Genomic DNA, 22,293 nt, shown 5'->3' on the forward strand with positions numbered 1-22,293 from the left:
CATTTCATGCCGGCTCCCTTATTACGACCGGTATAAACTATCGGTCCGGTCGGCCGACCCAAGGAGACTTTGCATGCGTGGTCATTGTTTATGTGGCGCTATTGCTTTTGAAGTCGATGGGCCGGCACAAGCATGCGTGAGCTGTCATTGTGAAAGTTGTCGGCGGCAATGTTCCGCGCCGATGACCACCTACATTGGCGTTTTGGACAGCCAATGGCGATGGCTGGGCAAGCCACCGAAGGTATTCAACTCTTCTCCCGGTGTGGAAAGAACATTTTGCGATCATTGTGGCTCGCCGCTGTCCTTCCGCTCAAAGAACATGTCCGGTGTCATGCATTTTTTTGCCGCGGCGATGGAGGAGCCGGAAAAATTTGCTCCAACGCTGCATGTTGCTTTTGAGGAGAAGCTCCCTTGGTTGAAACTCGCCGACGGCCTGCCGACACGTGTTGGACCTGACTATACAAAAAACTAGATCGCCTCGCCCTTCAACAGCCTCGGCGTGCCGGCCGACAGCCCCGATGCCTGCCGGATGAAAAACTCCTTCAGGCGCGGCATGCGCTCGACGAGGCCAAGGCCGATGTCGCGGACGGTGCGCAGCGGGGTGATGTCGTTGGAAAACAGCCGGTTCAGCACATCCGTCGTGATGCCCATCTGCACCGTGTCGAAGCGACGCCATTGCTGGTAGCGCTCGAGCACGTCGAGCGCGCCGATGTCCTGGCCGAGCCGGTCGGCCTCGACGATCACTTCGGCAAGTGCCGCCACATCCTTGAAGCCGAGATTGAGGCCTTGGCCGGCGATCGGATGGATGCCGTGGGCGGCGTCGCCGGCAAGCGCCACGCGCGGTGCGACGAAGGCGCGCGCGATGGTCAGGCCGAGCGGCCAGGCGCGCGGCTTGTCGGCAACGCGGATTTCGCCGAGCTTCAGGCTGAAACGCTGTTCGAGTTCGTGCTCGAAGACGAGATCGTCGCCTTCCACCAGCGCTTTCGCATCTTCCGCGCGTTCGACCCAGACGATCGACGAGCGGTTGGTGCCGTCCGCGTCGGGTTTCAGCGGCAAGGTGGCGAAGGGGCCGGCGGGCAAAAAGTGCTCCTCGGCGCGGCCATTGTGCGGGCGTTCATGCGCCACTGTGCAGACGATGCCGGACTGGCCGTAGTCCCACTTCACCGTCTTGATGCCGGCCATGTCGCGCAGCTTCGAATTGACGCCGTCGGCGGCGACCAGCAGCCGTGCGGTCAGCGCGGCACCGTCGGCCAGATGCACCGTGATGCCGGCGCCATTGGTCTCAAAACCCTGCACCGCGACACCTTCGATGATGTCGATGCCGAGCGTCTCGGCCCTGGCGCGCAAGGCGCCGTTCAGCGCCCGGTTTGCGACCATATGCGCGAAGGGCTCGCCCGCCGCCACTTCACCGCCGAAGGTCAGGAAGACCGGGCGCACCGGATCGGCGCTGCGCGAATCGGTGATGATCATCTCGGTGATCGCCTGCGCCTGCGGCGCGATCTCGGCCCAGACGCCGAGCTGGTCGAGCATGCGGCAGGCGGCAGCGGCAATGGCCGAGGCGCGGCCGTCCCGTTGCCAGGCACCGGCGGGCGCGGCATCGACCAGCGCCACGGCCAAATGGGGTCGTGCCTGCTTCAGCGAGACGGCGGTGGCCAGCCCGACATAGCCGGCGCCGGCGACGAGGACATCGAGCCCTGATCTGGTCTTGGCGTCCGCCTTGCTTTCCATTGTCTTGGCTCCTTGCGCGCCGGCCCGGGCCTGCGCCCTTGACGGCTCGTTCTTCCTGTCGGAAACCGCCATAGCAATTTTGCGGCGAGGTCACAAAACATGACGGCGGCCATGGACGAGCTTCTGAGCATTCTCGACCTCGAGAGGCTGGAACACAATCTGTATCGTGGTCGCAGCCCCCAGGTGGAGTGGCAGCGCGTGTTCGGCGGCCAGACCATCGCCCAGGCGCTGGTGGCGGCGCAGCGGACGGTGGAGCCGGACCGCTTCGTGCATTCGCTGCACGGCTATTTCATGCGGCCGGGTGACATCAGGGTGCCGATCGTCTACGAGGTCGACCGCATCCGTGACGGTGGCTCCTTCACCACCCGCCGCGTGCTGGCGATCCAGCACGGACAGGCGATCTTTTCGCTGGAGGCCTCGTTCCAGGTCGACGAGAAGGGGCTGGAGCATCAGTTCGCGCTGCCCGATGACGTGCCGCCGCCGGAAGGGCTGGAGACGCAGCGGCAGCTGCTCGAAAGGGCCGAGCGGGTGCCGGAAGCGGTGCGCCGCTTCTGGGCGCGCGAGCGGCCGCTGGAGCTCAGGCCGGTCAATCTCCAGCACTATGAAAGCCGCGACAAGCTGCCGCCCCGGCAAAATGTCTGGATCCGGCTTGCCGGGCCAGTTCCCGACGACCGCGCGCTGCAGTCGGTGCTGCTCGCCTATCTCTCCGACATGACATTGCTCGACACCTCGACCTTCGCGCATGGGCGCGGCCTGTTCGATCCCGACATCCAGGCGGCGAGCCTCGACCATTCGATGTGGTTCCACCGGCCGCATTCGCTCGACGGCTGGTTGCTCTACGCGCAGGACAGCCCGTCGAGCTCGGGATCGCGCGGCTTCAGCCGCGGCACGCTCTATGCCCGCGACGGCACGCTGGTCGCCTCGATGGCCCAGGAAGGCTTGATCCGGCTCAAGCGTTGAGCATTGCGAGTCATGTTTGAGCAGGATCTCTGGACAAACGAAAACCTTTTGTCCGAGAAAACCCGGCTCGCCTTTTCGGCGTCACGCTCAAAGCCGGCAAAATAGGCAAAATCGAAAAATTGCATAAATTTTAAGCATGTGACGTGCCACAGGCACCGGCACCAGATGGCATCGGCCATCCCATTCCCTTTGTTTGCAACAGGTTAACATGCTGCTTCGGCACTTGGCACGAAGCTTGAATTCTTGGGAGCACTCTCCGGCTCTTTGGGATCGGTGAAGTCGTGCAAACGCGGGGGACCGCAACAGCAAAGGGTGAAACCTTATGAAAATCGTGATGGCAATCATCAAGCCGTTCAAGCTGGACGAGGTACGCGAAGCGCTTACCGCCGTCGGCATCCAGGGCCTGACCGTCACCGAAGTCAAAGGCTACGGGCGTCAGAAAGGGCATACGGAAATCTATCGCGGGGCGGAATACGCGGTCAGCTTCCTGCCGAAGATCAAGATCGAGGTCGCGGTCAGTGCCGACACGGTCGACAAGGCCGTCGAAGCCATCACTGCCGCGGCCAAGACCGGCCAGATCGGCGACGGCAAGATTTTCGTTTTCGGCATCGACCAGGCGGTGCGCATCCGCACCGGCGAAACAGACACCGACGCGCTCTGAGCGGCGAACACGTATTCCAATGGAGAGTTCAATGAATATTCCTTCCACCTTGAAGACGACGGGACGGGCGGCCCTGCTGGGCTCGCTTGCTCTCGCAGCATTGGGCAGCGTCGCCGCCTTCGCGCAGGAAGCCGCTCCGGCCGTTGCCGCTGCCGCACCGGCAGCCGCTCCGACCCCGGTGCTCGACACCGGCAACACCGCCTGGATGCTGACCTCGACGGCGCTGGTGCTGATGATGACCATTCCGGGCCTGGCGCTGTTCTACGGCGGCATGGTGCGCAAGAAGAACGTGCTCGCCACCATCATGCAGAGCTTTGCCATCACCTGCCTGGTGACGGTGCTGTGGTTCATGTTCGGCTATTCGCTCGCCTTCACCACCAATGATTCCGCCAGCCTGAACCAATATATCGGCGGCTTCTCGAGGTTCTTCCATCACGGCATCACCGTTTCGACGCTGTGGCTGCCGGGGGTGGCGAACATTCCTGAATTCGTCTTCTCGATGTTCCAGATGACCTTCGCCATCATCACGCCAGCGCTGATCGCCGGCGCCTTCGCCGAGCGCATGAAGTTCTCGGCGATGCTGATCTTCATGGCGCTGTGGCTGGTGTTCGTCTATGCGCCGATAGCGCATTGGGTCTGGGGCGGCGGCTTCCTTGGCGCGGCTGGCGTGCTCGACTTCGCCGGCGGCACGGTCGTCCACATCAATGCCGGTGTCGCCGGTCTCGTCTGCGCGCTGGTTCTCGGCAAGCGCGAAGGCTACGGCACCACCAACATGGCGCCGCACAACCTGGTCTATTCGGTGATCGGCGCCTCGCTGCTGTGGGTCGGCTGGTTCGGCTTCAACGCCGGTTCGGAACTCGCGGCTGACGGCCTTGCCGGTGCTGCCATGCTCAACACCCAGGTCGCCACCGCCGCTGCGGCACTGGCCTGGATGTTCGCCGAATGGATCGTCGCCAAGAAGCCTTCCGTGCTCGGCATCATCTCGGGTGCCGTCGCCGGCCTGGTGGCGGTGACGCCGGCTTCCGGCTTCGTCAACCCGACCGGCGCCTTCATCGTCGGCATCGTCGCCGGCGTGGTCTGCTACATCTCGGCGGTCAAGGTGAAGCACATGTTCGGCTATGACGACTCGCTCGATGCCTTCGGCGTCCATGGCGTCGGCGGTGTGGTCGGTGCGTTGCTGACCGGCGTGCTCGCCGATCCGGCGATCAATGCGCTCGGCAAAGACGCTTCGATTTTCAAGCAGCTCTATGGCATCGCCTTCACCATCCTGTGGACGGCGGTTGCCACCTTCGTGATCCTCTACATCGTCAAGGCGCTGGTCGGCTTGCGTCCGACGACTCAGGAAGAGGTCGAAGGCCTCGACATCTCCCAGCATGGCGAAGTGGTGCCGTAAGGCCAGCCTCGCCAAGGGGCCGGCGGAACCCTCCTCCCGCCGGCCCCATAGTTTCTCAAGAGATCCCGTCGTGACGTTCTCGAAAGAGGCTCACGCATTGAGGCCCGGAGCGATCCGGGCCTCTTTTTTGGCAAACTCATCCTGACCGAGATCGGTTCTGCGCAATCACGTTCGCGTGAACAAGATTTTCGAGGAAACATCGACCATCCTGGCTCCGAACTGTGAATGCGATCGTCGTTCTGACGCTCGTGTTTTGAAAACACAGGGAAGGAATTTTCTCATGAAGCTCAAGAATATCTGCCTCGGGGCACTCGCTCTTTCCATGGTCAGCGGCGTTGCATTGGCGGGCGCCCTCGACGAACCTGACAACATGGCGCCGTTCTTCACCGATGCCGGCATGAAGACCATGAAGTCGGAGGCGGACTTCAAGGCAGCCTGGGCCTCGACGGCCAAGGACAAGCAGGACACGATGATGAAGGAATGCCAGGACGCGGCGATGAGCAAGCCTCATGCCGAATTCTGCGCCAACCTGATGATGTATGCCGGTCACAAGTGATTGCGCGAGATCGGGTCCGGAAGGGCCCGATCGCTCCGGCGTTTCAAGACAGGGATGGCGGGCTTCACGGCCCGCCATCTTTGTCTGGATGAGGCGTTGGTAAAAAGCCATGGTTAATGCGCCCTTAACCTTCCCACGGCTAGTCTGACCCCCGAATCTGCCGGAGTGCGTCATGCGCTCGGGCCAGGCAATCTGACGGGGAAGAGCATGCGTTCAGGGGCTTCAGCACCGCTCGCGCTGGCCGATACGGGGCACGGCATCCAGGCTTTCGCACGGCGCCAGGTCGGGCGGCTGGTCGGCGCCGGCCTGTTCCTGGCTGTCGCCTTCGGGGTCGCCAGCCTCGCCACATGGAACGTTGCCGATCCAAGCTTCTCGCACGCCACCAACAACACCGTCACCAACGCCATGGGCTATGCCGGTGCCGTGTTCTCCGACCTCGCCATGCAGTTCTTCGGCCTCGCCGCGGTTGCCGCGCTGGTCCCGGCCGTCATCTGGGGATACCTCCTGTTTTCGGCACGCGGCGTCGACAGGCTGCCCAAGCGCGGGCTGTTCTGGTTCGGTTTCGCGCTGCTCGCCGCCGCGATCGCCGGCTGCATCGTTCCGCCCAAGACCTGGCCGCTGCCTACCGGCCTCGGTGGCGTGCTCGGCGACATGGTGCTCAAGATTCCCGGCGTCCTCATCGGCGGCTACCCGACCGGGCTGATCGCCAGCGTGCTTGCCGTTTTGCTGGCCGCGCCGACGCTCTGGCTGTTCGCCTATGGCGCGGCGCTGATCGGGCGCAAGAACGGCTTCGCCGTCATGGAAGAGCCTGCTGTCGCCGATCCACGCGAAGATGATCTTCTGTTCGACAATGACGAGGATGAGGGCGACGAGGGCATATTGGCGCTCGGCGCCATCACCCATTGGTGGCTCTCGCTGCGCGCGTGGATGCATCGCCGCGCCGTGCGCCGTAGGCAGGAACGGGACGAATACGAGCCACAGATGGAGCAGCGCTCCACCGCCTGGCGCCGGGCCGCCGAACGGGTCGAATCGGCCGAGTTCGCCGAGTCACGGATGAGCCAGGACGGCCGCGCCCGTGTCGAACCGGAATTCTTCGCCGCCATGGTCAACGACCGCAGCGTTTCCGTCGACCCGGACGATGACGATATCTTCGAGCGCGATGACGAGGATATGGATTTCGACGAGGAGCCCGTCACCCAGCGCCGTGCGGCGCCAACGGCCAAAGTGCAGCAGTTCCGCTCCGACGCCGCTACCCGCGTCGAGGCGCCGGCGGCGCGCCCCGTGCCGGGCGCGCGCGTCCAGCGCGAGGCGCAGACCTCGCTGATCGGCTCGGACACGTTCGAAATGCCATCGCTGCATTTCTTGTCGGAACCGAAGAACGTCGCCAAGGACGCAAGCCTGTCGAAGGATGCGCTGGAGCAGAATGCGCGCCTGCTCGAAGGCGTGCTGGAGGATTTCGGTGTCAAGGGCGAGATCATCGCCGTGCGACCCGGTCCGGTGGTCACCCTTTATGAGCTCGAACCGGCGCCCGGCATAAAATCGTCGCGCGTCATCGGCCTGTCCGACGACATCGCGCGCTCGATGAGCGCTATCGCCTGCCGCGTCGCCGTGGTTCCCGGCCGCAACGCCATCGGCATCGAACTGCCGAATGCCAAGCGCGAAACCGTCTACCTCCGGGAGATACTGGCCAGCCGCGATTTCGAGACGACCAAGTCCAAGCTGGCGCTGGCGCTGGGCAAGAGCATCAATGGCGAAGCGGTCATCGTCGACATCGCCAAGATGCCGCACGTTCTGGTCGCCGGCACCACCGGCTCCGGCAAATCCGTCGCCATCAACACCATGATCCTGTCGCTGCTCTACAAGCTGACGCCGCAGGAATGCCGGCTGATCATGATCGATCCGAAGATGCTGGAACTGTCCGTCTATGACGGCATCCCTCATCTTTTGACACCCGTCGTCACCGATCCAAAGAAGGCGGTGGTGGCGCTGAAATGGACCGTGCGCGAGATGGAGGACCGCTACCGCAAGATGTCCAAGGTCGGCGTGCGCAACATCGACGGCTTCAACGCGCGGGTCCAGCTGGCTGAGAAAAAAGGCGAGAAAATCTCGCGCACCGTGCAGACCGGCTTCGACCGCCAGACCGGCGAGGCGATCTACGAGACCGAGAATCTCGATCTCGAGCCGATGCCCTATATCGTCGTCATCATCGACGAAATGGCCGACCTGATGATGGTCGCCGGCAAGGACATCGAAGGCGCGGTGCAGCGCCTGGCGCAGATGGCGCGCGCCGCCGGCATCCATGTCATCATGGCGACGCAGCGTCCGTCGGTCGACGTCATCACCGGCACCATCAAGGCCAACTTCCCGACCCGCATTTCCTTCCAGGTGACGTCGAAGATCGACAGCCGCACCATTCTGGGCGAGCAGGGCGCCGAGCAGCTGCTCGGCATGGGCGATATGCTCTACATGGCCGGCGGCGGCCGCATCCAGCGCGTGCACGGCCCGTTCGTCTCTGACGACGAGGTCGAGAAGATCGTCGGGCACCTGAAGCTGCAGGGCGTGCCTGAATATCTCGACGCCATCACCGAGGATGACGGCGAGGACGACGACGAACCGTCCGGCAAGGGTGGCGGCTCCGGTGGCGGTAGCGGCAACAGCAATCTGGATGATTCCGACGATCCCTACGATCAGGCCGTCGCCGTGGTGTTGCGCGACGGCAAGGCGTCGACCAGCTACATCCAGCGCCGTCTCGGCATCGGCTACAACCGCGCCGCCTCGATCATCGAGAAGATGGAGAAGGAAGGCATTGTCGGCCCGGCCAACCATGCCGGAAAACGTGAAATCCTGGTGCCGACCGAAGATGATAAGTTCTGATGGGAAGTCGGCCGCAACCTTGAACCTTGCGGCGCGTTGAAGCGAGGAGCACCTTCTGTCCGCCAAACTTCAGCCCAACTGGGGGCTCAGGACAACGACAGATACAGGAATCATCACGAGAGTGACCGCTATGAAAAACGATCTTTCAGCACTCGCCCCGACCCGCCGCCAACTGCTTGGCCTCGGCCTTGTCGCCGCGGGCGCCGCCGCACTCAATGTGGTGCCCGGCTTCGAATTGCTGGCCTCGGCGCAGGCGGCCGTGCCGCCGGCCGCGCAAAAGATCGCCGACCATTTTTCCTCGGTCAAATCGATGAGCGGTGAATTCGTCCAGTTCGGCCCCAAGGGCGAGCAGACCGGCGGCAAGTTCTTCCTGGAACGGCCGGGCAAGATCCGCTTCAATTATGACGGGGCGTCGAATTTCAAGGTGATTTCGGATGGCAAGTCGGTGGTCATCCTCAACAAGAAAATGAACACTTCGGACCTTTATCCGCTGTCGAAGACGCCACTGAAGCTGCTGCTCGACGACCGCATCGACCTCTCCGGCGACCGCGTCAAGAGCGTCAAGGAAGAAGACGATCTCACCACCATCAAGCTCGCCGACAAGTCGGTGTTCGGCAATGCGATGATCACCATGATGTTCGATCCGAAAACCTATGATCTGCGCCAGTGGACGATCACCGACGCGCAAGGCAAGGATACGACGGTGATGATCTTCAACACCAAGGAAGGCGTCAGCTTCGCGCCGGACACGTTTGCCATCGACTATACGGCCAACCGCGAGCTGAATACGAAGACGCGGTAAGTTACGCACCTTAGGCCCAGCCTGAGCAGGTTCCAAGCATAGCCCGGCTTGTCTTTGCGGCGCCCGGCTGGCAATTTCAGGACTGACTCCCTCAAAAGGTGTCTTCTCCGTCAGGCCTATCGATCCTGGCCGGAAGCACGCTGTCCCGGATTGCCAAATGCCCTTTTCCATCGCCACCTGGAACATCAACTCCGTGCGCCTGCGCATGCCGATCGTCGAGCGGCTGCTCGATGAGTATGCCCCCGATGTGCTCTGCCTGCAGGAAACCAAGGTTCCCGACGAGCTGTTTCCCGAAAAAGCATTCCGCAGGCTCGGCTACCAGCACATCGCCTTCCATGGCCAGAAGGGCTATCACGGCGTGGCGACGGTGGCGCGGCGGCCGATCGAGGTGGTCGAAAAGCGCCGTTTCTGCGAGATCGAGGACAGCCGGCATCTGTCGGTGACGGTGCGCGCCGGCGGCAAGACGATCCTGGTGCACAATTTCTACGTTCCGGCGGGTGGCGACGAACCGGATCCCGAGATCAACAAGAAGTTCAGGCACAAGCTCGATTTCGTCGCCGAGATGAACGCCATCCGCGCCGAGCACAGCGAGGTGTCCGCCTCGGTGCTGGTCGGCGACCTTAACATCGCGCCGCTCGAGCACGACGTCTGGTCGCACAAGCAATTGCTCAACGTGGTCAGCCACACGCCGGTCGAGACCGAAAATTTCGAGGCGATGCGGCTCGCCGGCGACTGGATCGACTTGATGCGGCTCAACGTGCCGCTTGATCAGAAGCTCTACACCTGGTGGAGCTATCGCGCGCAGGATTGGGAGCTGTCCAATCGCGGCCGACGGCTCGACCATGTCTGGTCGTCGCCGAACCTGGTGCCTGATTTCGCCGGCTATGAGATCCTGAGGGCGGCGCGCGGCTGGGACCGGCCGTCGGACCATGTGCCGGTGATTGCGCGGTTCGATCTGGATTAGGTCGCAGGCCGAAGGGGTCGTTGAATGGAGATAGTGGCAGCACGAGAGCCGGATGTTACATCGGCGGCCGACTGTCTGGCGGCTGCCTTTGCCAATGATCCGCAGATGGCGTTTTTCTTCTCGGGCGATCCTCCGCGGCGTCAGGACCTGGTGACGGAGTTCTTCTCGATCCTGATGGCGGCGCGCCTGGCGCTTGGAATGCCTGTGCTGCTGTTAAAGAGCGAGGGTCGCATCCTTGGTGCGGTGATGGGCTATGATACGCAGCGGCCTGAATGGCCTCCGGCGCACCAGCAGAGATGGGCTTTGCTTCAGCAAAGGCAGGCATCGATAGCTTCGCGCTTCGAGAGGGCAGACGCCATCAGTGAAGAATACAAGCCGCAGGAACCGCATTTCTACCTTGGCGTCCTGGGCGTTCACCCCTCGATGCAGGGAAAGGGGGCTGGCGGCGCGCTCATCAAGGCCTATTGCGATCTTGCCGAAAGAGATCCTGTCTCGGCAGGAACGTTTCTCGAAACCGCTCAACGCAAGAATTTGGCTTTCTATGAGCGTTGGGGGTTTCAACTCCTCGGCCAAGGTGAACTTGCGCCCGGGAAGCCATTCTGGTGCCTGTTCAGGCCAAAACCCGTTCGAGACGGCAATTAGATTTACCCGGAAAACCGCGGCGCCAGTTTCTCGATGCGGCGGATCATGGTCTGGAATTCCTCGGAAATGCGCTCGTGGAGTTTCACCGCGACTTCGGGATATTCCTCCAGGATGCGACGGAACATCTTGCGGCTCAGCCGGATCACTTCCGAATCGATTTCGGCCGACGCGCTGGTCAGCCGGTTGCTGTCGGCGATCAATGCCAGTTCGCTCAGGATGGTGCCGGGGCCGGCGGTGCCGATCGGGATGCGCTCGCCAGTCTGCTCGCGATAGAGCACGATGCGTCCGCTGACCACGACATAGGCCGAATCGGCCTCGTCGTCCTCGCGGTAAAGCTTGTGGTTGGCCTGCAACAGGGTGTTCTCGGCGCCGAAGGCGAGCAGGCGCAGCTGTTCCTGCGTGAAGCCCTGGAAGAGCTTCACGGCGGACAGGATGCGGATGTCGTCATCCAACGCCATCTCTAGCTGCGTCCCCGAACGGTCAGTCCAATCCCTCCTTTAGAGCGCCGCGCGTCCTCTTGGACGCGCAAAGGACGCTCTAACATCTTCAATCTGCGCATCGTGCTTTCCAAAAATCGAATCCGATTTTTGGGCCGATGCGCGGGGCCGATCCTGAATCTCCTCCAACAGGATCGCACCCGAACGCGGCCCCGCCCAGACCGCTTATTGGATAATGAAATGTTTAAGGAACCAGCTTGTAGCCGCCGCTTTCTGTCACAAGAATTTCCGCATTGGAAGGATCGCGCTCGATCTTCTGGCGCAGCCGGTAGACATGGGTTTCCAGCGTGTGCGTGGTGACGCCGGAATTGTAGCCCCAGACCTCCTCCAGCAGCACGTCGCGCGTCACCACCTTCTGGTCGGCGCGGTAGAGATATTTGATGATCGAGGCTTCCTTCTCCGTCAGCCGCACCTTGCCGCCGCGCGGGTCGATGAGCAGCTTCTGGCTGGGCTTGAAGGTGTAGGGGCCGACCGAGAAGGTAGCGTCCTCACTCTGCTCATGCTGGCGCAGCTGCGCGCGGATGCGCGCAAGCAGCACCGCGAAGCGGAACGGCTTGATGACATAGTCGTTGGCGCCGGCCTCGAGACCCAGAATGGTGTCCGAATCGGTGTCATGGCCGGTCAGCATGATGATGGGCGCCTTGTAGCCGCCCTTGCGCAAGATTTTCACCGCCTCGCGACCATCCATGTCGGGCAGGCCGACATCCATGATGAGCAGGTCGATGAGGCCGCCGCGTGCCGCGGTGACGCCTTTTGCCGCAGTCGCTTCCTGCAGCACGTCGAATTCCTCATAGAGGGCGAGTTGCTCGACCAGTGTGCCGCGCAGGTCGTCATCGTCGTCGACGATCAGAATGGTGCGTGAAGTCATGGATCAATCCGTTGTTTTGAAAAGTGAATTCATTTGACCGCTGCGTATTTATGCGGAAGCTGGCCGACACAATAGCCGATCACAGTGATTTGTTCCGTGGCACGATCATACAAGAAAAAACGCGATCGCAATGCAGCCGGCGCAATTTTGCTGAAACGGCTGCGTGTGCTGACCGTGCGGGCAAGGCCCGGCCACCCCAGCCAGGGCCTGCTGCAGGCAGGAAATGCGGTGTTTGCCTGCGCGCTGGGGCGCGGCGGCATCTCGGCCGCCAAGCGCGAGGGCGACGGCGCCACGCCGCTTGGCTCGATGCGGATCCTGTCGGGTTATTTTCGGGGAGATCAGTTTGCCGGTGGCCGCCGGACGCGGCTGGCGATGACGCCGATCGGGCCCGATCTCGGCTGGTGCGAAGTGCCGGACGACCGCAACTACAACAGGCCGGTCAAGATTCCCTATGGCGCCAGCCATGAACGCATGCGGCGCGACGACCGGCTCTACGACGCCTGCCTGGTGCTCGACTGGAACATTTCGCCACGCCGCAGGGGACGCGGCAGCGCCATCTTCTTCCACCTGGCGCGTCCCGGCTTCACACCGACGCAAGGCTGCGTCGCGGTGACCGCGCGCACGATGGCGCGGCTGTTGCCGCTGCTGTCGGACCGGACGGTGGTGAGGGTGGTGAGGTAGGCAGTAGGCAGTAGGGCAGTAGGGCAGTAGGGCAGTAGGGCAGTAGGGCAGTAGGGCAGTAGGGCAGTAGGGCAGTAGGGCAGTAGGGCAGTAGGGCAGTAGGGCAGTAGGGCAGTAGGGCAGTAGGATGTGTCGTCCGTAGCTGCCTGACTTCCCCTAGTGCCGTATTGCCTTACTCCCCTATTCCCCTCCGGTGCGGCTGCTGCCAGCCGATGTCGAGCAGGCCCAGCCGGCCGATCTCGCGGTCCATGGCCCGGCCTATATCCTTGCGGCCAGCGCCGATATCGCGCAGCTGCCGTTCAGACAGGTCCTCGACGTTCTGGTGCGGAAGATTGACCGCGACCCTGGCCTGACGCAGCCAATCGCGGACTGCCGAAAGCCAGGCCGGCCGGGCGGTGTATGCGGGGTGAAGAGCGATGTGAGACATGATGCGATCCGTTTCTCTCCGGACTTCAAATCCGGTTTAATGGTACTTCGATGCTCACACCATGCCTGATTGAAATCTTGGGAGGAAACGAGTAGTTTTTGCTCAATCATCAAGTTTTGTTTGAGGATCGAGACGCCATGATCCGCTCTTTCGAATTTATGCGCTGATGGCCCGCCTGCTGCCCGGAACGCGTGCGCTGAGGACCTTCGAGGCGGCGGCGCGTCATCTCAATTTCACCCGCGCCGCCGACGAGCTTGGGCTGACGCCAGCCGCGGTCAGCCACCAGGTCAAGGAAATCGAGGAGCAGCTCGAGCTGGTGCTGTTCACGCGCACCAGCCGCACCATGCGGCTGACGGAGGCGGGAAACGTGCTGTTCGAGGCGTCGATCGACGCGCTCGACCTGCTCAACCGGGCTGTGTCTCGGGCCCGCAAGCTGACGCGCGGCACGGCGCTGCTGAAAGTGACGCTCGACGCGCAGTTCGCGACAAAATGGCTGATGCGGCGCATCGACGATTTCCGCCGTCAAAAGCCGGGCATCGAGCTGCGCTTCGACATCACCTACGATGTCAGGGACTTCGAGCGCGACGACGTCGATATCGGCATTCGGTTCGGCACCGGCAAATATGCGGGGCTTTGCGCGCACCGGCTGTTCGACAACATCATCATCCCGGTGTGCAGCCCGGCGCTGCTGGCGTCAGGGCCGCCGCTCAATGAACCGCGCGACCTCTTCCAGCACACGCTGGCGCATATCGAATGGTCGCGGCAAGGCGTCACCTGGCCGAACTGGAGCATGTGGATGCAGGCAGCCGGCGTCGACGATTTCGACGACAGCCGCACCCTCGTCTTCGGCTCCTCGACCGATGCCACGCAGGCGGCCCTCGACGGCAACGCCGTGGCGCTCGCCGACTTCGCCATGGTCGCCAACGACCTGTCGCAAGGGCGGCTTGTCCGTCCCTTCGAGCTCGGCATCAAGGTCGCGCCGGAGTTCGCCTATTTCCTGGTCTATCCGCAAACCGTGAAGGACGACGCGCGCATCGTCGCGTTTCGCGAATGGCTTCTCGAGGAGGCGGCAAAGACGCACAGCACGGAGGCATGAGCCGGCAGCGCCGAGCCCGGTCTTTCGGTCACGACCGGGCGTTGTGACCGAAGATCATGCGGCGGTACTTCTTCAGGTTCCATTTCAGCTTTTTGTAGAAAAGTGGCTGCTTTTTGCTGGCGACGGAGGTGTGAAATGCTCCATTCTCGCTGCCCTGCTCGGCAATCGGCCGCTCGAACCAAAGCATTTCAATCCCGAGCTTCTCGTCCATCTGCTCGATCTGGTGGTCTATCGCCGTTGAGATCCTGTTTTGCGCGATCCAGGCGCAACGAGCCTCGGCAACCGGGCGGGTAATAAGATAGGAATCGGCGCATCTTGCATGCAGTGCCGGGTAAAGCTTTTGGCCCTTCCGCAATTTCCAGCTCGGCGTGTAGTAGTTGCTGCCATTGCCCAGATAGATGACGGCCTTGCGCGTGGGACTGCCGAGTTCGGCCAGCCCTTGCTGGAACTTGGCGACAAAGTCGCGGGCTAGGAAGACGTCATCCTCGAACACCAGGCAATAGGGCAGGTCGGTTTCGAGGAAATCGCGCCAGATGCCGACATGTTTCAGCGCCAGCGAGACAGCCGCCGGGTATGTAAAGGCGGGCGCGATCAGCTCGTTGCGGATTTCTGGCGTAATGTCGGCCTGATCCCAATCCGTGTAGAAATAGACCGGCACGCCACGCCGCTCGAATTCGCGGACGATGTGGCGGCGCCGGTCGTCATAGCCTTGCTTGACGTGGCAGATCCGGGTGAACACCAGGTCGCGTGGAAATCCGGCTGCCATCGTCAACGCACCGTCTCAGCTTGCTGCCGCGCCGAACCAGCCGATCACCGCGCCGATGATCAGCAGGACACCCAGCCAGTGGCCGCCATCGATGAGGGTCAGGTCCCAGCCGAAATTCTCGTAGCGATGGTTGACCGACAGCGTCGTGGCGACAAAACCCAGCCAAAGCACGAAGCCGAAGATGAGCCCGGCAAGCCATGTCGGCTCACCGCCGGTCATCGCGCCGACAACCAGCGCCATGATGGTGGCCATGAGCAGTTCGGCGATGAAGCTGATGACGAAAGGCAGCGGTGACTTCTTCATCGTTGCCGGATCGAGCCTGGCGGCCTTCAGCCACGGCTTGCTCAACGCCATGTACCAGGCGGCGCCGAACAGCCAGGCGACGACGGCGGCGGCGATCACCGCCAGCCAGTTCACTGCTGAAAAATCCATGAGCTTCCCCCTCCAGATGCAGGTCGGACGAACTGCATGCCCGTTGTATCAAGCGCTTCGGCGATGGCGTCAAGCAAAGCGCCAGACGGTGGTGCGCTTGACCAGGGAATCCTCCAGTGCCCGGGTGACAACGACCTCATAGACCGCAAGCGGCTCCAGGCCCGCTTTGGGCATATACGACCGGCCGGGATCGCCGACGAAGATCTCTGCGCCGCGCGCCTTGAGCGTCGCGAACCACGGCATCAGGCTATCGGCGAAGGATTTGTCGTAGAAAACGTCACCGGCGAGTATCACGTCCCAGCCCGCATCGCTGCCGATGCAGTCCGTGCCGAGGAAATCGATGCCGATGCCATTGGCCTCACTGTTGAGGCGGATCGCGGTGGCGCAGAAAGGGTCGATGTCGGCGGCGGTCACTTGAGCAGCACCCGCCTTGGCGGCGGCGATGGCGACGAGGCCGGAGCCCGAGGCGAAGTCGAGCACGCGCTTGCCTCGCACCGTATCGGGATTGTCCAGGACATAGCGGGCGAGGCCTTGGCCGCCGGCCCAGGCAAAGGCCCAGAAAGGCGGCGGCAGGCCGATCTCGACCAGTTCGTCCTCGGTCCGCTGCCAAAGATCGTGCGCTTCATCGGCGAGGCGCAGAACAATCTCAGGCACATGCGGCGGCGCTATCAGCGCCGTGTTGTCGAGAATGAATTTTTGCGCGCTGTTCGGCGTAAGGGCCGTCACGGAGCAGGTGAAAGGCCGCCCATGCGGCAGACTTCCTTCCATTCGGCCGGAGTGACCGGCTGCACGGAAAGCCGTCCAAGCCGCACCAGCGCCATCTCGGCAAGCTTTGGATTGGCTTTTACGTGTTCCAGCGTCGGCGGGGTCGGCACATCGCGAACCGCGCGGATGTCGACGCATTCCCAGCGCGGGTCGTCGGACGTGGTGTCGGGGTGGGCGAGCGCGCAGACTTCAGCGATGCCGACCACGTTCAGCCCCTCATTGGAGTGGTAGAAGAAGCCGAGATCGCCGATCTGCATGGCCTTCATGTTGTTGCGGGCGGCGTAGTTGCGCACGCCGTCCCATTGCGTGCCGGCCTTGCCCTTGGCCTTCAGCATCTCGAAGGAGAACTTGAACGGCTCCGATTTGAACAGCCAGTAGTTCATTTTTTCTCCTCCTTGCGAGCCAATTGCGGGCTATCGGAAATTAACTAGCCGCCGGCTTGTTGAACGTCCAGTTCCACTGGCGGATTTCGACGCTTTCGAACAGGCCGGCCTTGGCATAGGGGTCAGCGGCCGACAGGGCCTGCGCCGCCGCCAGGTCAGGCGCCTCGACGACCACCAGGCTGCCATTGGGCTTGCCATCGGCATCGAGGAAGGGGCCGGCGAAGGCCAGTTTCTTCTCTGCATTCAGTCCTTCGAGGAAGGCGACATGCACGGGCCGCGTGTCGAGGCGCACCTGCAGGCTTCCGGGCTTGTCCTTGCAAACAAAAGCAAACAGCATCGTCTTTCTCCTGGTCTTGGGATTGAGATTGCGGATCAATCGTTGGTTTCGGTTTTCAGCGGCCGGGTCATCAAGGCGGTCACGGCCTGGCGGATGGTGATGGTGCCGTCCAGTATGGCTGCCACGGCGGCGATGATCGGCGCATCGATGCCGCGCTCGGCTGCGATGCGGGCGGCGATCGCCGCCGTCGGCACGCCCTCGGCCAGCGGCAGTCCGGCAAGCGCCTTGCCTTGCCCGAGCGCCAGCCCATAAGCGAAATTGCGCGATTGCGCCGACGAGCAGGTCAATAAAAGGTCGCCGAGGCCGGAAAGCCCCATCAAGGTCTCGGGCCTGGCGCCGAAGGCGGCACCGATGCGGCGCAGCTCGACAAAGCCGCGCGTCACCATGGCGGCCTGGGCGCTGGCGCCGAGCCCGGCGCCGGTGACGGCACCCGCGGCAATGGCAAAGACATTCTTCAAGGCGCCGCCGATTTCGACGCCGATCAGGTCGTCGCTCGAATAGCAGCGCAGGTTCTCCGCGGAAAAGCGGGCGGCAAGGTCGGCGGCAAGCGCCTCGTCGCCGGCGGCGACCACGACCGCTGTCGGCAAGCCCCGGGCAACATCGGTGGCGAAGCTCGGGCCGGACAGCGCGGCGATCGGATTTTGCGGCAGGATCTCCCTAGCGATTGCCGACAGCAAGGCGCCAGTGTCGCGCTCGATGCCCTTGGCGCAAAGGACAAGCGGGATGCCAGGAGGCATATGGTCTTTCGCGGCTGTTAGCGTCGCCCGCAAGGACTGCGCCGGGGTCACCGCCAGCACGCAATCGGCGCCCGCGAGCGCTGCCTTAATGTCTGATGTCGCCTCGATGCCGGGCGCAATCGCAATGCCGGGCAGATAGCGCGGGTTCTCGCCACGGCCGATCGCGGCAACGGTTTCCGGGTCGCGCGCGAACAACCGCACCGCATGGCCGGCGCGCAGCATGGCCAGCGCCAGCGCCGTGCCCCAGGCACCGCCGCCGAGCACGGTGACGCGCCAGCCGCTTTTGTCTGGGGTGTTCTTGGCTAGACCGGTCATGCCTTGGCTCCGCGCCGGCCGGAGCCGACCATCGGCGCCGAGATGCTGTCCAGCGGCCAGCGCGAGCGCGGCACGAAATCGAAGCCGTTCTCCTGCGCCATGCCTTCACGCAACCGCTCGATGCCGGCCCAGGCGATCATCGCCGCATTGTCGGTGCAAAGTTTCAGCGGCGGCGCGACGAAGGTGAAACCGGCGTCGGTGCAGAGCCGTTCCAGCGTTGCCTTGATGGTGCGGTTGGCGGCGACGCCGCCGGCAACCACCAGCGCGGGCTTTTTCGTGCCGGGGAATGTCTGGCTGAATCGTGCCAGCGCGCGTGAAACGCGGTCGGCCAGCGCATCGGCGACCGCCGCCTGGAATGAGGCGCAGATGTCGGCGACATCCTGGTCGCTCAGCGGCTCGATCGCCGTTGCTGCCTGGCGCACGGCGGTCTTCAAACCGGAGAAGGAGAAATCGGGCTGAGCCGAGCCTTTCATGGGGCGCGGGAAGGCGAAGCGCGTGGCATTGCCCGTCTGTGCCGCGTTCTCGACATTCGGCCCGCCGGGATAGGGCAGGCCGAGCATCTTGGCGGTCTTGTCGAAGGCTTCGCCGAGCGCGTCGTCGATGGTGGTGGCCCAGCGCTGATAGTCGCCGACGCCGCGCACGGCCAGGATCTGCGTGTGGCCGCCGGAGACCAGCAGCAGCAGATAGGGGAAATCGAGCCCGTCGGTCAGCCTTGCGGTCAAGGCATGGCCTTCGAGGTGGTTGATGGCGATCAGCGGCTTGCCGGCCGCCGCGGCAATCGCCTTGGCCGTCATCAGCCCGACGATCAGGCCGCCGACCAGACCTGGCCCGGCGGTGGCGGCGATCGCATCGATATCGGCAAGTTCTGTGCCCGAATCGGCGAGTGCCGCCTCGATGATGCCGTCCAGCGCCTCGACATGGGCACGCGCGGCGATCTCCGGCACGACACCGCCGAAGGCGGCATGTTCCTCGATCTGGGAAAGCACGACGTTGGACAGGATTCTTGGCGCGGCATCGCCCTCCAACGCCACGACGCTGGCGGCGGTCTCGTCACAACTCGTCTCAATACCCAGAACGCGGATCAATTCGTCGCTATTCCCGAAGATTGTATCGCGAAGCTTTCCCCTTTAGGAGAAAGCCCCGAACGCCTCGCTTGCCGGGGGTTATCACGGACGGCGCGCCATGCAAACAACCTTGAAAATCGGAACACGCGGCAGCCCGCTGGCATTGGCGCAGGCGCACGAAACACAGGCGCGGCTGATGGCCGCGCATGGCCTGCCGGCGGAAGCGTTCGAGGTCGTCGTCATCTCGACCAGCGGCGACCGCATCCAGGACCGACCGCTGTCGGAAGCCGGCGGCAAGGGCCTGTTCACCAAGGAGATCGAGGAAGCGCTGCTCGCCGGCGGGATCGACATCGCCGTGCATTCGTCGAAGGACATGTCGACGCAGCTGCCCGACGGCCTGGAGCTTTCCGCCTTCCTGCCGCGCGAGGATGCGCGCGATGCCTTTGTCGGCAAGGCGGTGAAGACGATCGCCGAATTGCCGCACGGGACAAAAATCGGCTCGTCTTCGCTCAGGCGGCAGGCGCTGATCCGCCGGATGCGGCCGGATCTCGACGTGGTGATGTTCCGCGGCAATGTGCAGACGCGACTGCGCAAGCTGGACGAAGGGATCGCCGCCGGCACCATCCTCGCCTATGCCGGGCTGAAGCGGCTGGGGCTGGAGCATGTCGCCACCGATTTGATGCCGCTCGACATCTTTCCGCCGGCACCCGGACAAGGCGCGATCGGCATCGAGACCCGCATCGGCGACCGCGATGTCGAAAAGATGCTGGTGGCGATCCATGACGTGCCGACCGGACAGGCGCTGGCTTGCGAGCGCGCCTTCCTGGCCGCACTCGACGGCTCCTGCCGCACGCCGATCGCCGGCTATGCGGCGATCGAGGCCGGAAAGCTCTCTTTCGCCGGCCTGATCATCTCGCCCGATGGCACGCAGTCGCACACGGTCGAGCTTCAGGGGCCGGCACAGGATGCCGCCCGCATCGGCGACGAGGCGGCGCGGACGGTGCGGGCCAAGGCCGGCGAAAAATTCTTCGACGGCTGGCTCTGAAGATGCTTCGCGTCCTGGTGACCAGACCGGAACCGGGCGCGTCGCGCACGGCGCGGCGGCTTCAGGACATGGGATTCCAGCCGATTCTCCTGCCGCTTACCGAAACGGTGGCGCTGCCGGTCGATGCCGGGCTTATTCCAGATGAGGCTGTCGCCGTTGCTGTCACCAGTGCCAATGCGGTGCGCCATGCGTCAAAAGAGGTGATCGCGGCGCTTGCTGCTCTGCCTTGCCATGCCGTGGGCGCGAGAACCGCCGAAGCGGCGCGCAAGATGGGCTTTTTGTCGGTCATTGAAGGTTCTGGCGATGCCGAGACGCTGGCCGGCAGCATTGCGTCCGCGCTTCCCGGCAAGGCAATCGTCTATCTCTGCGGGCGCGTGCGGTTTCCGGTGTTTGAGCAGAGGCTGGAAGCGGTTGGTGTCCAGGTCTCCGCCGTGGAGACATATGACACACTCCCGGTGCCTTATTCCGACGAGGCCATCCTTGCACTGCTGTCCGACCAACCGGTCGATGCGATGCTGCTCTATTCGGCCAAGGCGGCGGCCGCGATGCAAGCCTTGGCCAAACGTCCGGCTCTGCAGGCGACCTTTGAAAAAACACGGGTTTTCGCGCTTTCCGCCCGCATCGCCGCTGCTTTCGACGAGAGTGCCGGCAAAGCAATCGGCATTGCCGCACAGCCCGACGAGGAGGCGCTGCTGGCACTTTTGCGGGTGCTGCCCTGAGCCGCGTCATCACACCGCCCCTTTTCACCGCTTGGTGATGTGCTAGACCCTTTCTGAACCATCACGCGCCGCCAGGCGTTGAGACGAAGCGAATTTTTGCGGAGCCCCGGCATGGTCAAGACGCCGAAGATGCGACACTCGAAAAGCCGCCGCGAGCCGGTGACCATCGATCTCGAACCCGGTGCTGTTTCGCGCATCGTCGACGAGGATGCCGCCAAGCCGGAGCCTGGCGCCGAAGAAGCGCTGGTAGAGACCACTTCTCAAGCCGAGATACCTGAAGAGCCGGTGCATGCCGACCAAGCCGATCTTGAGCCTTGGGAGCATGCCGATGCCGCCGCGGTGTCGCCCGAAGCAAACACATCCGCGGCGGCCAAAGCCGCTGAGCCGGAGCTGCCCTATCCCGGTTCAGATGCGCCCCCCAGCCGCGCCAAGGCCTCCGATTACAATTTCGAGGATGCATCGGCGAAGCGCACCGACGACAGCAAGGCGAAAACTCAGACGCGGGACGAAAAGATGGCGCCGCCTCCGGCAAAGCGTGGCGGCCTCAACGGCATTGCCGCCGGCATTATCGGTGGTGTCATCGCGCTGGTCGGCGCCGGCGGCCTGCAATTTGCCGGTCTGCTCGGCGCACCGGGTTCCGGTTCGGGCGTGTCGCTCGATGGCGTCAATGGCGAGATTGCGTCGCTGAAGAGCGACATCGCCGGCCTGAAGGAGGGCGGCGGCAACAATGATGCAGAGGCCAAGGTGGTCGGGCTTTCCTCGGGCCTGGAGCAGGTAAAGGCCGATATAGCGGCGCTGAAATCGGCGGTAGGACAAGGTGGCGCCGGCGACAATGCCGGGCTTGCCGCCCTTGGCGACAAGGTCAAGCAGATCGAAACCGCGGTCGCCGCCCTCGGCAAGGCCGGCAGCGCGGCCCCGGTCGATCTTGGCCCGCTCAACGAAAAGCTGGCCGACCTCGATGCGCTGGTGAAATCGACAGGCGAGGCGGCGAAGGCGCAGGATGGTCGGCTCACCGCGCTGGAACAATCGGTGTCGCAGCTTTCCGGCAAGGTCGAGGCGGCGGCAGGACAGCCGAAGATCGCGCTCGCCATCGCCGCGTCGGCTTTGAAGTCGGCGCTCGAACGCGGCGCGCCGTTCTCGGCGGAACTCGATACGCTGGCTGCGATTTCACCCAATGCACCTGAGATCGCGACCTTGCGGCCCTATGCCGAAAAGGGCGTGCCCACCCGTACCGAGATCGCCTCGCAAATGGATGCCGCCGCCAATGCCATGGTCGCTGCCGCAACGCCGGTCGATCAGAATGCCGGCTTCCTGCAGAACCTGATGTCGAGCGCCGAATCGCTGGTCAAGGTCCGGCCGATCGGCGCCGTCGAAGGTCCTGGCGCGCCGGAAACTGTGGCGCGCATGGAGGTGGCGGTCACGCAGGGCGACTATGCCAAGGCGCTCAGCGAATATGACAAGCTGCCCGAAGCGGTGAAGGCGGCAGGCGCCGACTTTGCCGGCAAACTGAAGGCGCGCATCGAGGTCGAAACCCAGGTCGACGCACTGATCTCCGGCGCGATGAAGGCATGAGGGCAACAA

25 protein-coding genes are annotated in these 22,293 nt (G+C 63.5%); 14 read left to right on the top strand and 11 right to left on the bottom strand.

What is annotated here, in order from left to right; all coding sequences use genetic code 11:
* Positions 1–73: 73 nt before the first annotated feature.
* Positions 74–472, top strand: coding sequence for a GFA family protein (locus tag AC1DX4_RS17540; protein WP_477221500.1), 399 nt, complete (start codon positions 74–76; stop codon positions 470–472).
* Here AC1DX4_RS17540 and AC1DX4_RS17545 read toward each other — a convergent pair.
* The gene (locus tag AC1DX4_RS17545; RefSeq protein WP_477221501.1) at positions 469–1,728 is read right to left on the bottom strand and encodes a ubiquinone biosynthesis hydroxylase; all 1,260 of its coding nucleotides are present in this window, start codon (positions 1,726–1,728) and stop codon (positions 469–471) included. The genes AC1DX4_RS17540 and AC1DX4_RS17545 overlap by 4 nt on opposite strands.
* Positions 1,729–1,827: 99 nt before the next feature.
* Between AC1DX4_RS17545 and tesB the strand changes: the two genes are divergently transcribed.
* From tesB to AC1DX4_RS17585, 8 genes are all read left to right on the top strand, one after another.
* On the top strand, positions 1,828–2,688 hold the full coding sequence (tesB, locus tag AC1DX4_RS17550) for an acyl-CoA thioesterase II (RefSeq protein WP_477221502.1): 861 nt from the start codon (positions 1,828–1,830) through the stop codon (positions 2,686–2,688).
* Between the two features lie 322 nt (positions 2,689–3,010).
* Positions 3,011–3,349, top strand: a complete 339-nt coding sequence (locus AC1DX4_RS17555) for a P-II family nitrogen regulator (protein ID WP_010912291.1) — start codon at positions 3,011–3,013, stop codon at positions 3,347–3,349.
* Positions 3,350–3,380: 31 nt separating this feature from the next.
* Positions 3,381–4,742 carry an ammonium transporter gene (locus AC1DX4_RS17560; protein ID WP_477221503.1) on the top strand — a complete coding sequence of 454 codons (1,362 nt, stop codon included), beginning with the start codon at positions 3,381–3,383 and terminating at the stop codon, positions 4,740–4,742.
* A 280-nt stretch (positions 4,743–5,022) separates the two neighbouring features.
* Complete coding sequence (locus tag AC1DX4_RS17565) at positions 5,023–5,298, top strand: hypothetical protein (protein ID WP_477221504.1); 276 nt, start codon at positions 5,023–5,025, stop codon at positions 5,296–5,298.
* Positions 5,299–5,505: 207 nt separating this feature from the next.
* The gene (locus AC1DX4_RS17570) at positions 5,506–8,172 is read left to right on the top strand and encodes a DNA translocase FtsK (protein ID WP_477221505.1); all 2,667 of its coding nucleotides are present in this window, start codon (positions 5,506–5,508) and stop codon (positions 8,170–8,172) included.
* Positions 8,173–8,302: 130 nt separating this feature from the next.
* The gene (locus tag AC1DX4_RS17575) at positions 8,303–8,974 is read left to right on the top strand and encodes an outer-membrane lipoprotein carrier protein LolA (RefSeq protein ID WP_477221506.1); all 672 of its coding nucleotides are present in this window, start codon (positions 8,303–8,305) and stop codon (positions 8,972–8,974) included.
* A gap of 157 nt (positions 8,975–9,131) precedes the next feature.
* Entirely contained in the window at positions 9,132–9,938 is an 807-nt protein-coding gene (locus AC1DX4_RS17580; protein WP_477221507.1) for an exodeoxyribonuclease III, read from the top strand.
* A gap of 105 nt (positions 9,939–10,043) precedes the next feature.
* Positions 10,044–10,580 carry a GNAT family N-acetyltransferase gene (locus AC1DX4_RS17585; protein WP_477221508.1) on the top strand — a complete coding sequence of 179 codons (537 nt, stop codon included), beginning with the start codon at positions 10,044–10,046 and terminating at the stop codon, positions 10,578–10,580.
* Between the two features lie 2 nt (positions 10,581–10,582).
* Here the strand turns inward: AC1DX4_RS17585 and AC1DX4_RS17590 are convergent, their stop codons facing one another.
* Together AC1DX4_RS17590 and AC1DX4_RS17595 are read right to left on the bottom strand one after the other, a co-directional pair.
* Entirely contained in the window at positions 10,583–11,038 is a 456-nt protein-coding gene (locus tag AC1DX4_RS17590; protein ID WP_027031869.1) for a cyclic nucleotide-binding domain-containing protein, read from the bottom strand.
* Positions 11,039–11,261: 223 nt separating this feature from the next.
* Entirely contained in the window at positions 11,262–11,945 is a 684-nt protein-coding gene (locus AC1DX4_RS17595) for a response regulator transcription factor (RefSeq protein ID WP_477221509.1), read from the bottom strand.
* A 144-nt stretch (positions 11,946–12,089) separates the two neighbouring features.
* Between AC1DX4_RS17595 and AC1DX4_RS17600 the strand changes: the two genes are divergently transcribed.
* Entirely contained in the window at positions 12,090–12,626 is a 537-nt protein-coding gene (locus AC1DX4_RS17600) for a L,D-transpeptidase family protein (protein ID WP_477221809.1), read from the top strand.
* Positions 12,627–12,798: 172 nt separating this feature from the next.
* Here the strand turns inward: AC1DX4_RS17600 and AC1DX4_RS17605 are convergent, their stop codons facing one another.
* Positions 12,799–13,053: a hypothetical protein gene (locus AC1DX4_RS17605; protein ID WP_477221510.1), complete on the bottom strand. Its 255-nt coding sequence runs from the start codon at positions 13,051–13,053 to the stop codon at positions 12,799–12,801.
* 166 nt (positions 13,054–13,219) lie between these two features.
* Here AC1DX4_RS17605 and gcvA point away from each other — a divergent pair, with 166 nt between their 5' ends.
* Positions 13,220–14,149, top strand: a complete 930-nt coding sequence (gene gcvA, locus AC1DX4_RS17610) for a transcriptional regulator GcvA (RefSeq protein ID WP_477221511.1) — start codon at positions 13,220–13,222, stop codon at positions 14,147–14,149.
* A 28-nt stretch (positions 14,150–14,177) separates the two neighbouring features.
* Here gcvA and AC1DX4_RS17615 read toward each other — a convergent pair whose 3' ends face one another.
* The 7 genes from AC1DX4_RS17615 to tsaD form a co-directional block, all read right to left on the bottom strand.
* A complete protein-coding gene (locus tag AC1DX4_RS17615; RefSeq protein WP_477221512.1) occupies positions 14,178–14,915 on the bottom strand; it encodes a glycosyltransferase family 25 protein in 738 nt (245 codons plus the stop codon).
* A 15-nt stretch (positions 14,916–14,930) separates the two neighbouring features.
* On the bottom strand, positions 14,931–15,347 hold the full coding sequence (locus AC1DX4_RS17620; RefSeq protein WP_477221513.1) for a DUF1761 domain-containing protein: 417 nt from the start codon (positions 15,345–15,347) through the stop codon (positions 14,931–14,933).
* A 69-nt stretch (positions 15,348–15,416) separates the two neighbouring features.
* Positions 15,417–16,115, bottom strand: coding sequence for a class I SAM-dependent methyltransferase (locus AC1DX4_RS17625; protein ID WP_477221514.1), 699 nt, complete (start codon positions 16,113–16,115; stop codon positions 15,417–15,419).
* On the bottom strand, positions 16,070–16,495 hold the full coding sequence (locus AC1DX4_RS17630; protein ID WP_477221515.1) for an EVE domain-containing protein: 426 nt from the start codon (positions 16,493–16,495) through the stop codon (positions 16,070–16,072). The genes AC1DX4_RS17625 and AC1DX4_RS17630 overlap by 46 nt, the downstream gene beginning before the upstream one ends.
* Before the next feature lie 40 nt (positions 16,496–16,535).
* A complete protein-coding gene (locus tag AC1DX4_RS17635) occupies positions 16,536–16,832 on the bottom strand; it encodes a YciI-like protein (RefSeq protein WP_027042903.1) in 297 nt (98 codons plus the stop codon).
* A 35-nt stretch (positions 16,833–16,867) separates the two neighbouring features.
* Positions 16,868–17,884, bottom strand: a complete 1,017-nt coding sequence (locus AC1DX4_RS17640; RefSeq protein ID WP_477221516.1) for an NAD(P)H-dependent glycerol-3-phosphate dehydrogenase — start codon at positions 17,882–17,884, stop codon at positions 16,868–16,870.
* Positions 17,881–18,966: a tRNA (adenosine(37)-N6)-threonylcarbamoyltransferase complex transferase subunit TsaD gene (tsaD, locus tag AC1DX4_RS17645; protein ID WP_477221810.1), complete on the bottom strand. Its 1,086-nt coding sequence runs from the start codon at positions 18,964–18,966 to the stop codon at positions 17,881–17,883. Before tsaD ends, AC1DX4_RS17640 begins: the two co-directional genes overlap by 4 nt.
* A 100-nt stretch (positions 18,967–19,066) precedes the next feature.
* Here tsaD and hemC point away from each other — a divergent pair, with 100 nt between their 5' ends.
* The 3 genes from hemC (at position 19,067) to AC1DX4_RS17660 (ending at position 22,284) form a co-directional block, all read left to right on the top strand.
* Positions 19,067–19,993: a hydroxymethylbilane synthase gene (gene hemC / locus AC1DX4_RS17650; RefSeq protein WP_477221517.1), complete on the top strand. Its 927-nt coding sequence runs from the start codon at positions 19,067–19,069 to the stop codon at positions 19,991–19,993.
* 2 nt (positions 19,994–19,995) lie between these two features.
* Positions 19,996–20,712, top strand: a complete 717-nt coding sequence (locus AC1DX4_RS17655; protein WP_477221518.1) for a uroporphyrinogen-III synthase — start codon at positions 19,996–19,998, stop codon at positions 20,710–20,712.
* Between the two features lie 111 nt (positions 20,713–20,823).
* Entirely contained in the window at positions 20,824–22,284 is a 1,461-nt protein-coding gene (locus AC1DX4_RS17660; RefSeq protein ID WP_477221519.1) for a COG4223 family protein, read from the top strand.
* The last annotated feature ends 9 nt before the right edge of the window (positions 22,285–22,293 follow it).

The sequence above is a fragment of the Mesorhizobium sp. P3_A8 genome (genome assembly GCF_056402995.1).

What these genes read in the sequence shown, in the direction of transcription:
- AC1DX4_RS17615 (WP_477221512.1), bottom strand. Translation starts at nt 14,915, where the DNA reads ATGGCAGCCGGATTTCCACGCGACCTGGTGTTCACCCGGATCTGCCAC.
- AC1DX4_RS17655 (WP_477221518.1), top strand. Translation starts at nt 19,996, where the DNA reads ATGCTTCGCGTCCTGGTGACCAGACCGGAACCGGGCGCGTCGCGCACG.
- tesB (WP_477221502.1), top strand. Translation starts at nt 1,828, where the DNA reads ATGACGGCGGCCATGGACGAGCTTCTGAGCATTCTCGACCTCGAGAGG.
- AC1DX4_RS17540 (WP_477221500.1), top strand. Translation starts at nt 74, where the DNA reads ATGCGTGGTCATTGTTTATGTGGCGCTATTGCTTTTGAAGTCGATGGG.
- AC1DX4_RS17625 (WP_477221514.1), bottom strand. Translation starts at nt 16,115, where the DNA reads ATGGAAGGAAGTCTGCCGCATGGGCGGCCTTTCACCTGCTCCGTGACG.
- AC1DX4_RS17545 (WP_477221501.1), bottom strand. Translation starts at nt 1,728, where the DNA reads ATGGAAAGCAAGGCGGACGCCAAGACCAGATCAGGGCTCGATGTCCTC.
- AC1DX4_RS17620 (WP_477221513.1), bottom strand. Translation starts at nt 15,347, where the DNA reads ATGGATTTTTCAGCAGTGAACTGGCTGGCGGTGATCGCCGCCGCCGTC.
- AC1DX4_RS17660 (WP_477221519.1), top strand. Translation starts at nt 20,824, where the DNA reads ATGGTCAAGACGCCGAAGATGCGACACTCGAAAAGCCGCCGCGAGCCG.
- AC1DX4_RS17640 (WP_477221516.1), bottom strand. Translation starts at nt 17,884, where the DNA reads ATGACCGGTCTAGCCAAGAACACCCCAGACAAAAGCGGCTGGCGCGTC.
- AC1DX4_RS17635 (WP_027042903.1), bottom strand. Translation starts at nt 16,832, where the DNA reads ATGCTGTTTGCTTTTGTTTGCAAGGACAAGCCCGGAAGCCTGCAGGTG.
- AC1DX4_RS17555 (WP_010912291.1), top strand. Translation starts at nt 3,011, where the DNA reads ATGAAAATCGTGATGGCAATCATCAAGCCGTTCAAGCTGGACGAGGTA.
- gcvA (WP_477221511.1), top strand. Translation starts at nt 13,220, where the DNA reads ATGGCCCGCCTGCTGCCCGGAACGCGTGCGCTGAGGACCTTCGAGGCG.
- AC1DX4_RS17580 (WP_477221507.1), top strand. Translation starts at nt 9,132, where the DNA reads ATGCCCTTTTCCATCGCCACCTGGAACATCAACTCCGTGCGCCTGCGC.
- AC1DX4_RS17575 (WP_477221506.1), top strand. Translation starts at nt 8,303, where the DNA reads ATGAAAAACGATCTTTCAGCACTCGCCCCGACCCGCCGCCAACTGCTT.
- AC1DX4_RS17560 (WP_477221503.1), top strand. Translation starts at nt 3,381, where the DNA reads ATGAATATTCCTTCCACCTTGAAGACGACGGGACGGGCGGCCCTGCTG.
- hemC (WP_477221517.1), top strand. Translation starts at nt 19,067, where the DNA reads ATGCAAACAACCTTGAAAATCGGAACACGCGGCAGCCCGCTGGCATTG.
- AC1DX4_RS17590 (WP_027031869.1), bottom strand. Translation starts at nt 11,038, where the DNA reads ATGGCGTTGGATGACGACATCCGCATCCTGTCCGCCGTGAAGCTCTTC.
- AC1DX4_RS17605 (WP_477221510.1), bottom strand. Translation starts at nt 13,053, where the DNA reads ATGTCTCACATCGCTCTTCACCCCGCATACACCGCCCGGCCGGCCTGG.
- AC1DX4_RS17570 (WP_477221505.1), top strand. Translation starts at nt 5,506, where the DNA reads ATGCGTTCAGGGGCTTCAGCACCGCTCGCGCTGGCCGATACGGGGCAC.
- AC1DX4_RS17565 (WP_477221504.1), top strand. Translation starts at nt 5,023, where the DNA reads ATGAAGCTCAAGAATATCTGCCTCGGGGCACTCGCTCTTTCCATGGTC.
- AC1DX4_RS17585 (WP_477221508.1), top strand. Translation starts at nt 10,044, where the DNA reads ATGGCGTTTTTCTTCTCGGGCGATCCTCCGCGGCGTCAGGACCTGGTG.
- AC1DX4_RS17595 (WP_477221509.1), bottom strand. Translation starts at nt 11,945, where the DNA reads ATGACTTCACGCACCATTCTGATCGTCGACGACGATGACGACCTGCGC.
- AC1DX4_RS17630 (WP_477221515.1), bottom strand. Translation starts at nt 16,495, where the DNA reads ATGAACTACTGGCTGTTCAAATCGGAGCCGTTCAAGTTCTCCTTCGAG.